At 34.6% G+C, this 13,315-nt stretch carries 11 protein-coding genes; 1 reads left to right on the forward strand and 10 read right to left on the reverse strand.

Going from position 1 to position 13,315, the window contains the following annotated elements; all coding sequences use genetic code 11:
• Positions 1 to 8 precede the first annotated feature (8 nt).
• Complete coding sequence (locus ACKI3H_RS05215) at positions 9 to 1,331, forward strand: hydroxymethylglutaryl-CoA reductase, degradative (protein ID WP_407371217.1); 1,323 nt, start codon at positions 9 to 11, stop codon at positions 1,329 to 1,331.
• Positions 1,332 to 1,557: 226 nt separating this feature from the next.
• Here ACKI3H_RS05215 and ACKI3H_RS05220 read toward each other — a convergent pair whose 3' ends face one another.
• From ACKI3H_RS05220 to ACKI3H_RS05265, 10 genes are all read right to left on the reverse strand, one after another.
• Positions 1,558 to 2,730, reverse strand: a complete 1,173-nt coding sequence (locus ACKI3H_RS05220) for a hydroxymethylglutaryl-CoA synthase (protein ID WP_407371218.1) — start codon at positions 2,728 to 2,730, stop codon at positions 1,558 to 1,560.
• 184 nt (positions 2,731 to 2,914) lie between these two features.
• Complete coding sequence (locus ACKI3H_RS05225; protein WP_407371219.1) at positions 2,915 to 3,079, reverse strand: hypothetical protein; 165 nt, start codon at positions 3,077 to 3,079, stop codon at positions 2,915 to 2,917.
• Positions 3,080 to 3,196: 117 nt separating this feature from the next.
• Positions 3,197 to 4,615: a glycoside hydrolase family 1 protein gene (locus tag ACKI3H_RS05230; protein ID WP_407371220.1), complete on the reverse strand. Its 1,419-nt coding sequence runs from the start codon at positions 4,613 to 4,615 to the stop codon at positions 3,197 to 3,199.
• A gap of 128 nt (positions 4,616 to 4,743) precedes the next feature.
• On the reverse strand, positions 4,744 to 5,073 hold the full coding sequence (locus ACKI3H_RS05235; protein WP_350466500.1) for a PTS lactose/cellobiose transporter subunit IIA: 330 nt from the start codon (positions 5,071 to 5,073) through the stop codon (positions 4,744 to 4,746).
• A 31-nt stretch (positions 5,074 to 5,104) separates the two neighbouring features.
• Entirely contained in the window at positions 5,105 to 5,422 is a 318-nt protein-coding gene (locus ACKI3H_RS05240) for a PTS sugar transporter subunit IIB (RefSeq protein WP_407371221.1), read from the reverse strand.
• A 158-nt stretch (positions 5,423 to 5,580) separates the two neighbouring features.
• On the reverse strand, positions 5,581 to 8,280 hold the full coding sequence (locus ACKI3H_RS05245; protein WP_407371222.1) for a sigma 54-interacting transcriptional regulator: 2,700 nt from the start codon (positions 8,278 to 8,280) through the stop codon (positions 5,581 to 5,583).
• A gap of 34 nt (positions 8,281 to 8,314) precedes the next feature.
• On the reverse strand, positions 8,315 to 9,031 hold the full coding sequence (locus ACKI3H_RS05250) for a GntR family transcriptional regulator (protein ID WP_407371223.1): 717 nt from the start codon (positions 9,029 to 9,031) through the stop codon (positions 8,315 to 8,317).
• Positions 9,032 to 9,204: 173 nt separating this feature from the next.
• The gene (celB, locus tag ACKI3H_RS05255) at positions 9,205 to 10,485 is read right to left on the reverse strand and encodes a PTS cellobiose transporter subunit IIC (RefSeq protein ID WP_407371224.1); all 1,281 of its coding nucleotides are present in this window, start codon (positions 10,483 to 10,485) and stop codon (positions 9,205 to 9,207) included.
• A gap of 228 nt (positions 10,486 to 10,713) precedes the next feature.
• Positions 10,714 to 12,108, reverse strand: coding sequence for a glycoside hydrolase family 1 protein (locus tag ACKI3H_RS05260; RefSeq protein WP_407371384.1), 1,395 nt, complete (start codon positions 12,106 to 12,108; stop codon positions 10,714 to 10,716).
• Positions 12,109 to 12,270: 162 nt separating this feature from the next.
• A complete protein-coding gene (locus ACKI3H_RS05265) occupies positions 12,271 to 13,065 on the reverse strand; it encodes a histidinol-phosphatase HisJ family protein (RefSeq protein WP_407371225.1) in 795 nt (264 codons plus the stop codon).
• Positions 13,066 to 13,315 lie beyond the last annotated feature (250 nt).

Raw genomic sequence — 13,315 nt, forward strand, 5'->3', positions numbered from 1 at the left:
GGTAAACTTTGGATAAGAGAAAATACAAGGAGAATACTAAGATGGATAAAACCTATTTAGATAAATTTTATAGAATGAATCATGTTGGAAGGCTAAATGCTCTTGTTGCCTCAGGTAGTCTAACTTCAGATGATTCGTTGCTAACAAAAGGTCTACTCTTATCAGATGAGTTGGCCGATAATATGATTGAAAATCATTTAGCAAATTATGAACTGCCGTTAGGAGTCGCTTTAAACTTCTTAATCGATGAAAAAGACTACATCATACCCATGGCTATCGAAGAGCCCTCTGTCATTGCTGCCGCTAGTGCCGGAGCAAAAATCATTGCTCAAGCAGGCGGTTTTAAAACCGATATTTCAGAACGCATTATGATTGGGCAAGTTGCCTTAAAAGATGTTCCTGATATTCTTTTTGCCAAAAGCAACTTGATTCAGCACAAAAATCACATACTAAAAAAAGCTAATGACGCTCATCCTTCTATTGTTAAGCGTGGAGGCGGTGCAACAGATTTGTTTACTAAAGTAATTGAAGCTGATGCTGACGCTGGAACGCCTGAATTTTTAATGGTTCATTTGCATGTATCTACACTTGAAGCTATGGGCGCCAATATCATTAATACTATGATGGAAGGCATTACAGGTTATCTTGAAGAGTTAACAAAAGGAACGGCTTTAATGAGCATCCTTTCTAACTATGCGACAGAATGTCTGGCTAAAGCAACTTGCCAAATACCCATAGACCTCTTGAAAAAAAATGGTCATTCCGGTGAAGAAGTGCGAGATCGTTTAATTGAAGCTGGTCAATTAGCTTATGTGGATCCTTACCGAGCAGTCACTCATAATAAAGGCATAATGAATGGCATTGATGCCGTGGTTTTAGCATCTGGTAATGATTGGCGTGCTATTTCTGCTGGTGCACATGCTTATGCTTCACGCAACGGACAGTACCGTGCTCTATCTTCATGGAAAAAGGCTGAAAATGGCGATTTGATTGGCCAATTAACTTTACCTCTGCCTGTTGGCTCAGTTGGCGGATCGATTTCCATCCATCCAGCTGCTCAATTCAGCAAACGATTATTGGGTAATCCATCGGCTAAAGAGTTAGAAGCCGTCATCGTTTCCGTGGGTCTTGCCCAAAACTTCTCTGCTCTTAAGGCTCTCGTGACTGAAGGCATCCAAAAAGGGCATATGGGCTTGCAAGCTCGTTCTTTAGCAATCAGTGCGGGAGCAACTGGTGGCGACATCGAAAAAGTCGCTGAGCAGTTAAAATCAGCTAAAAACATGAATCTGTCTACTGCAGAAGCGTTACTCAAAAAGGTCAAATATAATTAAACAGAAATACCTAAGATAACTCCTAAAACTCGTATTATTTTTAAATCCAACTTTTCCATGGAAGAGTTGGATTTTTTATTAGTTCACTGTTCCATGAAAATGGTTTTCATGGAACAGTGAACATCATATTCAATTACTACAGTCAAAAAACTCATTTTCGTCTTTGATGAACGTTATCATCAAGGAAGGAAATAAGTTTTTTTATTGAAATCATTTCTCATTAATTTTAGTTTGCTTTGTTTACATATTGACGCATATTGTCTTTCATACCTGCCAAATAAATAGGAGCTGGATCTTTTGTAGCCTCAAATGCTGCGGTGGATCCATCGACTGGAATTGTTTGTTGGAAAATTTCTTCATACTCTTCAATCGAAATCTCTGTCCTTGAAGCAAATAATTCAGTATGACTCTTTGTTTGTAAATACTCGCGATAGTTCGGCTGCAAAATACCTGTAAAGAATTCCCCTACTGCACCGGAACCGTAACTATATAATCCAATTCTTGAACCATCTTTCAACTGTTCGCTTTGTTCAAGCAAAGAAATCAAACTTAAATATAGCGACCCTGTATAAATGTTTCCAACATTCCGATTATAAATTGTGCTTGATTGATAATGAGCCAATAGCTTTTCTTGAGTAGCTTCATCTGCTTCTTCTATTACAGTTCTCAAAGCTTTAAGACCCATTTTAGTATAAGGCAAATGGAAACAGATAGCTTCAAAATCGTTTAAAGCTAAATCCGATTTGGCTTTGTATTGTTCCCAAACCGTTGTAAAAAAGTGAATGTACTGTTCGTTGGAGAATTTTCCGTCAACAAAAGCTGTATCTGAATAAACTGGTCGCCAAAAGTCCATAATATCCGCTGTTAAGTAGGCACTTTGATTTTCTAATGCCATAATTTTTGGATCGGCACTGATAACCATAGCTACCGCGCCAGCTCCTTGAGTAGCTTCTCCCGAAGTGTGCAATCCATAACGCGCAATATCAGATCCCAATACCAATACTCTGCTCTCTGGATTTAAAATGATATGCCCTTTTGCCATCTGGATTCCTGCAGTAGCTCCATAACAAGCTTGTTTCACTTCAATAGAACGTGCATTTGGATTTAATCCTAGCAAATGATGCACATATACAGCGCCTGATTTTGAATTATCGATGCCTGATTCTGTACCAAAAATAACAAAATCAATCTTTTCTTTATCCGTCTCATCCAGTATCATTAACGCTGCATTTGCTGCTAATGTTACTGGGTCTTGTGTGATTGGAGCAATGGCCATTTTTTCTTGACCAATCCCGATAGTGAATTTTTCTGGTTCTACATTTCTAGCTACTGCCAATTTATTCATATCTACATACATATGTGGTGCATAAAAACCAATTTTGTCTATTCCAATTTTCAAAAGAAAGGACCCCTTTTTTATTTAATGACTTCTCTTATACAGCCTTATCTTCCGTCTATACCTGCCTATTAACCTATTCTACTACGCATTCTAATAAATAATAAGTTATTCACAGTTAAAAAACAACTGTCTGCTTCTAATCTAAAGAGAAGCTTAAGAATCTAATTACTTGATAGACAGAGGTTTAATGTGCATCTACCTGTTTAATGGTTATTAATTTCGTGACTTCTTCTTTCAATACAGCTAAAGGGTCTTTACCGCAAGGGTGTTCAATAGCTGTATTGATGTCACTTGGAAATTTGCTCAAAATTTCTGCTATAGGAATGTCTCCTTCACCTAAAAGTGTCATTTCTAATGTCTCTTCTTTGATGTCTTTCAATTGGTAACAAAAAAATGGTAATCCATTAATACTAGATTACCATTTTTATTTTATTTATTCTTATTAATTGTTTGAGTTAGGCGCTATTTATCTGATTTGCGTTTTATCTGGAACTTCAAAAACACTATTTTTAATGATGTCTTGGTACCAAAAAGCCGATTTTTTTAATGAGCGGTCTCTGTTATTGTCTAAATCGATTCTGACTAAACCATAACGATTCTTGAACGCATTCATAGGTGATACACAATCGGTAAAAGCCCACAACATATACCCTTTACAGTTTGATCCAGCTTCAGTTACCTCAATCAAACTATTCAAATGCTCTGTAATAAACTCGATACGGTAATCGTCTTGTACAATTCCATTGCTGTCCATAAAACGCTCTTCATCTTCAATACCCATTCCGTTTTCCGTTACCATCCATGGAATATTTCCGTACTCATTTTTTATACGCATTCCGAAATCAAACATCATTTGAGGATAAATCTCCCATCCTCTAGATTTATTCATTTTTCGTCCAGGCAATTCAAAATGATCATAGTAGAAAGCCGGATGGAAAGGTGTTTGCTCATTCCATTGGTAGCTTGGTGCCTTCACTCGATTTGGATAATATAAATTGATTCCTAAATAGTCTACCGTATTGTGTGCAATAATATCCAATTCTTCTTTTGTATACTCAAATTGGATACCATGCTTTTCTAACAGCGGAAACAGCTCTTCAGGATACGTTCCCTTAACCAAAGGATCTAAATAAATGCGATTGAAAAATAAATCGTACATCTCAGCCGCTTTTTTATCTGCTTCTGAAGAAGATCTTGGATACGTTACTTCTGGATTCAACACAATGCCAATCTGACCATCATAATTATTTCTATGATACATTTCGACAACTTTTGCCGTTGCCAAAACTTTATGGTAATTCCACTGCATCCATTTTTTAGTATTTTGTTCATGTGGATAACGAATAGCATCTAAGTAAGTACGTGTTTGGATAACAACAGGCTCATTAAAGGTAAACCAGTATTTCACCCGATCTGCGTAACGGTCAAAAACAATCTCTGCGTACTGTGTAAATAATTCAACAACTTTTTTTGAACTCCAGCCATCGTAGTTATCTTGTAAATAAGTTGGCAATTCATAATGTTCCAGGCACAACATCGGTACTACACCAGCTTCAATCAAACTATTTATATAGCAATCAACAAATGAAGCGTAGTCCTCGTCAACTTCTAAAGTTTCATAATTCGTAAAAAACCTTGACCAATTTATTGAGGTTCGAAAATGAGTCAACCCAATTTCTTTCATCAAATCAATATCGTCTTGATAACGTTCATAAAAATTGGTTGCAACTCCTGGACCAAAACCTTCATGCCAAACATGTCTTTCATTTTTATACCATGTATCAAGATATGAATCTTGTCCTTCTTTTTTGCCTTTCCACCCCTCTGTTTGCCAAGCGGACGAACCAGCGCCAATAATAAAATCCTTTGGAATTTGTTTTTTCAATTTTATACTCTCCTTCATTTATAGATTCAATCAAACCTTTTGCATGCCAGTTTTACGCACTCGACAAACAATAAAAAGCCATAAAATGAAATTTTTATGACTTTTTATGACTTGCTATGAACTTACATTTAGTCTATCGATACCCCTGCAAGTTTTTTATATACGTCAACAACTTCAGATGCCATATCTCTAAATGTTATAGCATTCATCAAATGATCTTGGCTATGCACAGCTAATAAAGAAACTGTTAGCTCTTCACCAGAAGCTTCTTGTGTCAATAAACTCGTTTGAGCATGATGAGCTTCAACTAAAGATTTATCTGCTGCATCCAATTTTTCAGCTGCTAATGCAAAATCATCTGTTTTGGCAGCATGAATAGCTTCCATTGCATCGCTTTTAGCGTTTCCTCCATGGATAATTAACCCCATGATTGTTTCTATATTTATTGCTTGTCCCACTTTAAAAACTTCCTTTCATAACCATCACTAATTAATTCATTAATTTAATAGCTTGATCTAATACATTTTCACCGTTCATTTTACCGTAATCTTGCATATTGATAATGTCTAATGGAATATTTTTCCCAGCTAATTTCTTTTCAAATTGGCCTTTCATGAATCGAACTTGTGGCCCTAATAACATAACATCAATATTTTTACTTGAAATATTTTTATCTGCTTCTGCTGCTGATACTGCAAAAATTTCGGTATCCATTTCGCGAGCTTTTGAAGCCGCTTGCATTTTAGTTACTAATAGACTTGTACTCATACCTGCTGAACATACTAACATGATTGTTTTTTCTGCCATTATTTATCACTCCATTAAGTTATTTGCTTTACACTTATTATAATGCAATTGTCGTGCCAACATTTTAAAATGTAAACACATTCAGAAAGCCTTTTCTTTGTCAATGTAATGCTACACACTATAGATAAAAAAATACACACTTCCTCAGTGTGTATTTTTTAAATATGCAATTTCACTTGGTTTTCAATAATCATTTGAGCAATATATGCAATCTCATCCTCTGGAATATCCATTTGATAGTGTTTTTCTAATGGAATAAGAGTTGCTTTGATTATGTCCATCGTCATACGATTCTTTTTGGCATATGCTTCTAATCCATGAAATTCGCGAATAATCGTACCAGTTTGTAATCCTTCAATCAAAAATGCCAAATGCAACAACATACCCGTTTCCACTCCAGCTGGAATCATAACATTCAACTGATTTTTCATTTGTTGGATTAGTTTTTGCAAAAAGCGCATCAGTTGTTGGATAGACCCCACTTTTTTCAAAGTACCCGTCAACGATTGTATAATTTCGTTTATGGGAAGCTCTTCTTCTAATTGATTGCTTAGCAACAGTAATTTTTCATCATTAAATATATCGTATGTGGTATAGAAGGGTATATTTTGATAGTCAAATTCAACAGTTCCTACTATAGCTTTAATATCATACGTTTCCATCAACTGATCAATTCGTTGTTTGAATGCTTCGCGGTGCAAAAACTGTAAAGGAATAATTTTTACCTTTGTAGAATCCACTACTGGAAGAATACGTTGTTCTAATTTTTTAGCTACTCCTTCTCCCGTAAAACAGGTAACTAGTATAGCTTTCTTTTTCTTTACGTCCACTAATGTTAGTTGTTTTGTGCTGCTTTTTAATACCGTTTGACAACTTTGGTAAATTTCCTCTAATGTACGGCCAATGCTTGCCATTCTTACTGCTTCCAAAACGACTAAAGTACTTACCATAGGGAGTGTTTTAATTCGTAAACCTAAGTCTTCTGCTAACATATTTCCAAAAGTATTTAATGAACCCATATCTGTTAAAATCAGTAGCCCTTGTTGGTATGTTTCCCTATTTTCCTCAATCGTTTGACGAACCAGTTGATACATTTCTTGAACTTTCATCGTTAATGGCATATTAACGGCCACTCCAACTGTCGTTTCTAATAATTCTTTTACGGTTTCCAACATACTACTTGCGGTTGTTTTTCCATGCATCAACACCATAACAGCCGTCATTTCTTCTTGTTTTTGAGTCATTTCGACTTCTTCTTGTTTCGTTAAAAATAATGTGATAAACCCGATTTCTTCAAAAGGAATCTCTACAGAATAAGCTTCTTCAATCATAGCTGAAAGATCGATCGCTACTTGAAATTCTTTCGAGTAGTTCTTTCTGATCTCGTTCAAATTTGGAAAATCAATTCGTTGATTTTCTTCTATTCGCTCCAGAGCGCTTTGTAGATGTAGAGCAAAAGCAAATTCGATTTTAGTAGAATATGAACGATGCAGCCTTTCTTTAGCAAGCGAATACATTTGTTCAACCAATTCTTTTAAAACTGGATCAATAATATGTTTGCGTACATCGGATGTGGTTGAAAGTGTTTTGACATATTCATTAAAATACGTCTTCTGTTCCTTATGTCCTAATCCGTCTAAATGATAATTTTCTATAAGATTCTCATTTGTCGTTTTCAAGAGATTCTTTTCTATCAAGGGTATGACTGCTTTTTCAATCTGCTGATAAGCCAATGAATCAGTTGAATCTGTTATTGGCATGTAAGTAAATTCTTCTTGGTCTAGCTGAATCAATCGTTCCATTTGCTTGGGCATTTCTTTTATGGATAATAGCCCTTTTTGAACTTGTAGAGGTAAGTCTTTTTGATCAATTTTCAAAGACTGTCTGTTTTCCATTCGAACATTCAAGAAAGCTTTGGCACAGACTAGTTTCAAATCTCGTTGAAATTGCCCAATATTTCCTTCTGGTTGATACAACATAAAGGCTAATAAAGCTTCTCTTTCAATGGTAATTTTTTGTTTAAGACGTTGTGCTTCCTGTTTCAAAAAACGGTCTATCATTTCATAACGTTCTTCCACTGTACGTTCACTTAACTCAGGTAAGGTTATAGCCATTGGGATTCTGCGAGTAAACGTTGACAATAATACGTTAGATTTTTCTGTTGTTGCTCCAATAATCAATACATTTGCATGATGCGTTTCATTGCTTTCTCCTAAAGGACGATAAATTCCTTTGTCGATAAACGTGAACAACATTTCTTGACCTTCAGGTGGCAATCGATGAATTTCATCTAAAAACAAAATACCGTTATCGGCTTGGTGAATAAGCCCAGTTCGATCTTGAGTAGCACCCGTATAAGACCCTTTTTTCACACCAAAAATATGCCCAAAAAGCAATTGTGGATTTTGGGCATAGTCTGCGCAATTATACGTTACAAAAGGAGCTTCTTTAGACAATGCTCTTGATTCAATCGCAAATTGATACATACATTCTGCAAATAACGACTTCCCTGTTCCTGTTTGTCCAAAAATAATAGTATGCAAGCCGTTGGGAGGGTACAAAATTGCCGCTTTTGCTTGTTGCACCATTTCTTTTAGAGAAGCTTCGTAGCCTATTAAGCGAGAAAAAGCATTCATTTTATAGTAATCTTCTATCACATTTTCGGTAACAGCTATGGATTGATACAATACTGGACGTCCAGTTATCTTTTCGATTTGATTTTCTTTATACAATTCATTTAAGTAACGACTAACATTTGCACGGTCCAAAGATAAAGCTAAGGCAATATCTTTGGCTGTGACACCTTTATTCATTTCATTTAAATAATCTAATACTGATTTTTTACGGTTATTTGTCATTTTTCCTCCCCCTTACTTTGAGAGTTCAATTCTTTTAAAATTTTTGATTCATATCTATAAATGTAAAACTACGTGTATCATATCGATGACGACTTCGTGAATGCTCAAATGGGCGACCATCTTTTAAGTACACGATTTGTTCAACCTCTAATACAGGGTCATGAACATCACAATTTAAATACTCTTGATCGTACTTAGAAGACTTATCTGCACGAATTTTACGATACGCTCCACTAAAAGTTATATTTAATTCATCGTGAAGATATTTATAGATTGAACCCTCAATGATGTCTTCCGTTAATCCGACTGCTAAATCCGTTGGCATACACGTATGTTCTAGAACGTATGGTTTATCATCAAGAATTCTTAACCTAATTAAGTTATATACTGGTATATTTTTTTCAATCATCAAATGTTCCATCATTTCTTTATTTGGAAATTCAACTGTAAATTTAATAATTTTACTTTCTAGCTTATGGCCTTGCATCTGTTTAGTTAGACCATCGTATTCATTAACAGCGGCATTTTTTTCGTTTAAGGGAGAATTTTTCATCACAAATGTTCCAGAACCACGTTGCCTATAAATTAATCCTTCCATAGCTAAGATATCTAGTGCTTTTTTAATTGTCATTCTGCTCACTTTAAATTCTTCTGATAGGGTTACTTGATCTGGGATAAGAGACTCCACTTTATATTCGCCATTTGTAATGCGATTCCTTATTTCATCTGCTATCGCTTCGTACTTTAACATAGTGGTTACCTCCTTGTTCTCGTGCTCACAATCATCATAGCTTAATTAAAATCATAAGACTAGCCTTATGATAAAAAAAGGCTATTTCCTTCTAAAATTTACACTAAAAAAAGAACTTGCCTTATTAGGCAAGTTCTTTTTTTAGTTATTAATTTATGCCTTTTTATCTATTATCAATCAGCCATAGAAACTGTGTTAAGATTTACTTTATCAACTAGTTTAAGGAATGGGAACCAAATCAATCCGATAAGAGCCATATCGATAACTTGAAGTACTCCACCCATTACTGAACTTGTCGCCATGATTCCATTAATAACAACTGGGATTGTCCATGGTACTGTAACCCCTGTTGGGATTGGGAATATTCCAGTAGACATCATAGCATAGTTGAATGCTGTTGTTACTAAAGGAGCAAGAATCCAAGGAATAAAGATAGAAGCATTTAATACTAACGGCATTCCGAAAATCAATGGTTCATTAACGTTAAAGATTGCAGGTCCTAAAGCTAAGCGACCGATTTCTTTATTTTGTTTGCTCTTCATAATAAAGGCTAACAATAATACAACGATTAATGTACTACCAGATCCACCCATTCCAACAGTGTAAATTTCCATAAATGGTTTAGTTACAATATGTGGTAAAGCTTCACCAGCTTTGTAAGCATCAAGGTTTTCTAAAGCTAAGGTGTTCCAAATTGGGTCCATTACTGAGTTAACAATAATTTGACCATGTAATCCAAAGAACCATAAGAATTGAACAAAGAATACTGCGATTAATGTAGCTGGTAGCCCACTACCAAGAGCTGTTAAAGGCTGTTGAATAGCTGTATAAACAACATCATGTAAGTTTGTGTTAAAGAATCCAATAACTGCTGCATTAAGCAATAAGAAAGTTGTTAAAGTAATAATAGCAGGTAACAAGGCTGCAAATGAATTTGCAACTGCCGGTGGAACACCATCAGGCATCTTAATAACAATACCTTTTTTTACAACACGTGTATATATCTCAGCAGCAACAAATGCTGCGATCATACCGATAAACATTCCTTTTGCACCAAGACGGTCTAAAGATAACACACCAGGTATTACTTCTCCTGATTCAGTTACCATTGAGAACGGTGTCAAAATCAAGTAAGAAGCTAATGAAACTGCTCCACCGAAGATACCTTCGACATCATATGATTTACTTAAATAGTATCCGATACCAAATGTAACAAAAATGGTCATAATCGACATTGTAGCATTTTGTCCATTACCGAACAAGTTCCCTAAAGTACCTTTTGTAGCATCACTGAAAAATGGCAAGTTATTTAATACAACTACAATCGAACCAAACATGGTAATTGGAAAAGCAAGCATGAACGCGTCACGTAAAACTTTAAGGTAACGATTTTCACCTAATTTTCCGGCAATAGGAAGTAATTTTTCACCAAGCATATCAATAAATCCATTCACTGGTATTCCTCTTTTCTGTTCTTATTTTCTAAGTAGAATAAATACATGAAACTTTGTAACACAAACTAAAAATAGGCCTCTTTTTAGTTTTCATCAATTATTTGAAATCGATTACATATGAATAATATCATTTTTTATTTTATATGTCTAGTCTTTTATTTAAAAAAACTGAACTTATTTAAAAAAAGCGCAATTTCCAAAAGGAAATTGCGCTTTTTTATTAGTTAATTAGTCAAAACCATTAGCATCAGATACTTTTTTAAACCAACGTCCACTCTTCTTAACTGTTCTTTTTCCTTCATTTTCAATATCAACGGCTATAAATCCATAACGGTTTTTATAAGCATTTGTCCATGACCAGTTATCCATACATGTCCACATATGATAACCTTGTACATTGCTGCCTTCTTGAATTGCTTGATGCATATAAGTTAGATGATCTTTTACAAACTCAATACGGTAATCATCTTCTATACTTCCATCAGGATTAATATAAGCTTCTTCTCCTTCTACACCCATTCCATTTTCAGAGATGTAGCAACGAATATTGCCGTAGTTTTCTCTTAGATTTGTTAAAATATCATAAACCCCTTTTTCGTAAATCTCCCATCCACGGTATGGATTCATTTTACGATCAGGTTTGATGTAATTGTCAAAATAGTCATCTGGCATAGGACCATCTGCTAGTTTTTCTGAGGATTCTTTCGCTTTGATTCGACGAGGTTGATAGTAATTAACGCCTAGCAAATCGACTGTATTATTTTTAATTGTTTCTAAATCGCCTTCTTCAATCACTGGTAAGTGATCGATTTCTTTCAATAATTCAACTAAGTCTGTTGGGAATTCCCCTTTAACTGAAGGATCTAAGAATGAACGATTAAAGAATGCATCAGCAAGTTGTGCTGCTTTTACATCTTCAGGATTAAATTCATCTCTTGGATAACTTGGTGTTAAGTTTAGAATAATTCCAATTTCACCGTCTAAGTTCATTTCATGATAAACTTTAATCGCTTTAGCACTCGAAAGCACTTCATGATAAGCAACCTGAACAGCTTTTTTCATATTCACTTCATTTGGATAATGGAATTGGTATAAGTATCCACCCTCAACCGGTACGATAGGTTCATTATGTGTAAACCATTTTTTAACTCGATCACCAAATAATTCGAAACATCTTTCAGCAAATTCTACATAAGCGTCCACTGTTTCTCTATTTAACCACCCGCCTTTTTCTTGCAATTTCATAGGCATATCAAAGTGGTACAAGTTAATAAAAGGTTCAATATCGTTTGCAAGCAATTCATTGATTACATCATTATAAAACTCAACAGCTTTTTGATTGACTTCTCCTGTGCCATCCGGAATTAAACGACTCCATTGAATAGAAGTTCTAAATGTTGTATGTCCGGTTTCTTTCATTAATTGAATATCTTCTTTATACTTTTCATAAAAGTAAGAAGTTTTCTCTGGTCCTACTTGGTTAAAGAATTTTTCTGGTTCTTCACGGTACCAATGATCCCAAATATTATCCCCTTTGTTATCGCCTTCAAAAACGCCCTCTGTTTGCGGTCCACTAGCTGCAGATCCCCACCAGAATCCTTCTGGAAATTCGTACCTCATTATATTAAACACTCCTTTTTTTATCTTTACAACCAAACTAATTGTCTAGTCTTTTGCATAAAACAAGTATACATTTATAAACGAATTATTACAAGATGTTAGCGCTATATTTTAAAAATAAAAAGAGGAAATAGCCATTAAGGTTATTTCCTCTTTTTGTGCCTATTAGAAATAAATTTTTCTCGGAATTCTTTTTTCAAATACAGTTATTCCATCTAATCCTACTTTTTTTGCCATCTCAATAGCTAGTTCTTGATTTGACCCTACTGTTTTTGAGAAATGTGAATCCGAGCCAATCGTTAAAATTGTTCCTCCTAATGAATGATACAACCGTAAAATTTCTATTGAAGGTAAGGTTTCATTTAATGTTTTTTTTGCTAATCCAGATGTATTGATTTCAATCCCAATACCACGTTCAATTGCTTTGCGTACTATTTTCTCAATAATAGGTTTGTAAGTTATGAAATCATAATTCCCTACTGAATCTACTGCATAACGTTTAATTAAGTCTAAATGTGCAATCACATCAATATCAGCTTCAGCAACCATTGCATAGACTTCTTCGAAATACTGTTGATAAATTTCTTCCTTCGTTTTATTTAACATGAATGTACGTAATTTTTCTTCTTTTATATTATGAACTGAACCCATAAAAAAATCGATTTCCAAGTAAGCTAACGCTTCTGTGTATTCTTCTTTCATCAAATGCGGTTCGCATAATTCGATTCCAGCCTTAATCACTAATTCGTTTCCGAATAATTCACGACACTTTGTTATCTGAAAAAAATAGCGGTTAAAATTCATATGATCATACGTTGGGGCTTTTGGATTTACGGAAAAATGCTCAGTAAAGCAAATTTCATCCAATCCCATTTTTATAGCTTGTTCACACACTTCTTTCATCTGTGCTTGAGAATCAAATGAGTTATCCGTGTGGTGATGGTAATCTGCAAGATACATGAATTTCCTCTCCTTAATCTATTCTAAACAACTGTAGTATTAAAATGGTGATGGTAGTTCAAAATAAAATTCTTTATAGAATGACAGGATTGTTTGTGTGGAACCATGTTTACAAGCAATCCATATTCCTTCAGAAATTTCAACTAAGCTCTTTTATTCTTCTATTTTCAATATCAAAGATTATATAAATTAGAAAGATAAGATAATCCCTAATAAATGGATTATCTTATCTATTTTAATACAGAATCTT

It is taken from the genome of Carnobacterium sp., from assembly GCF_045617425.1.
Lineage (GTDB): Bacteria > Bacillota > Bacilli > Lactobacillales > Carnobacteriaceae > Carnobacterium_B.

Coding starts and splice junctions, on each gene's coding strand:
- ACKI3H_RS05250 (WP_407371223.1), bottom strand. CDS start 9,031: ATGTTAAAGTACGAAGCGATAGCAGATGAAATAAGGAATCGCATTACA.
- ACKI3H_RS05225 (WP_407371219.1), bottom strand. CDS start 3,079: ATGACACTTTTAGGTGAAGGAGACATTCCTATAGCAGAAATTTTGAGC.
- ACKI3H_RS05245 (WP_407371222.1), bottom strand. CDS start 8,280: ATGACAAATAACCGTAAAAAATCAGTATTAGATTATTTAAATGAAATG.
- ACKI3H_RS05240 (WP_407371221.1), bottom strand. CDS start 5,422: ATGGCAGAAAAAACAATCATGTTAGTATGTTCAGCAGGTATGAGTACA.
- ACKI3H_RS05265 (WP_407371225.1), bottom strand. CDS start 13,065: ATGTATCTTGCAGATTACCATCACCACACGGATAACTCATTTGATTCT.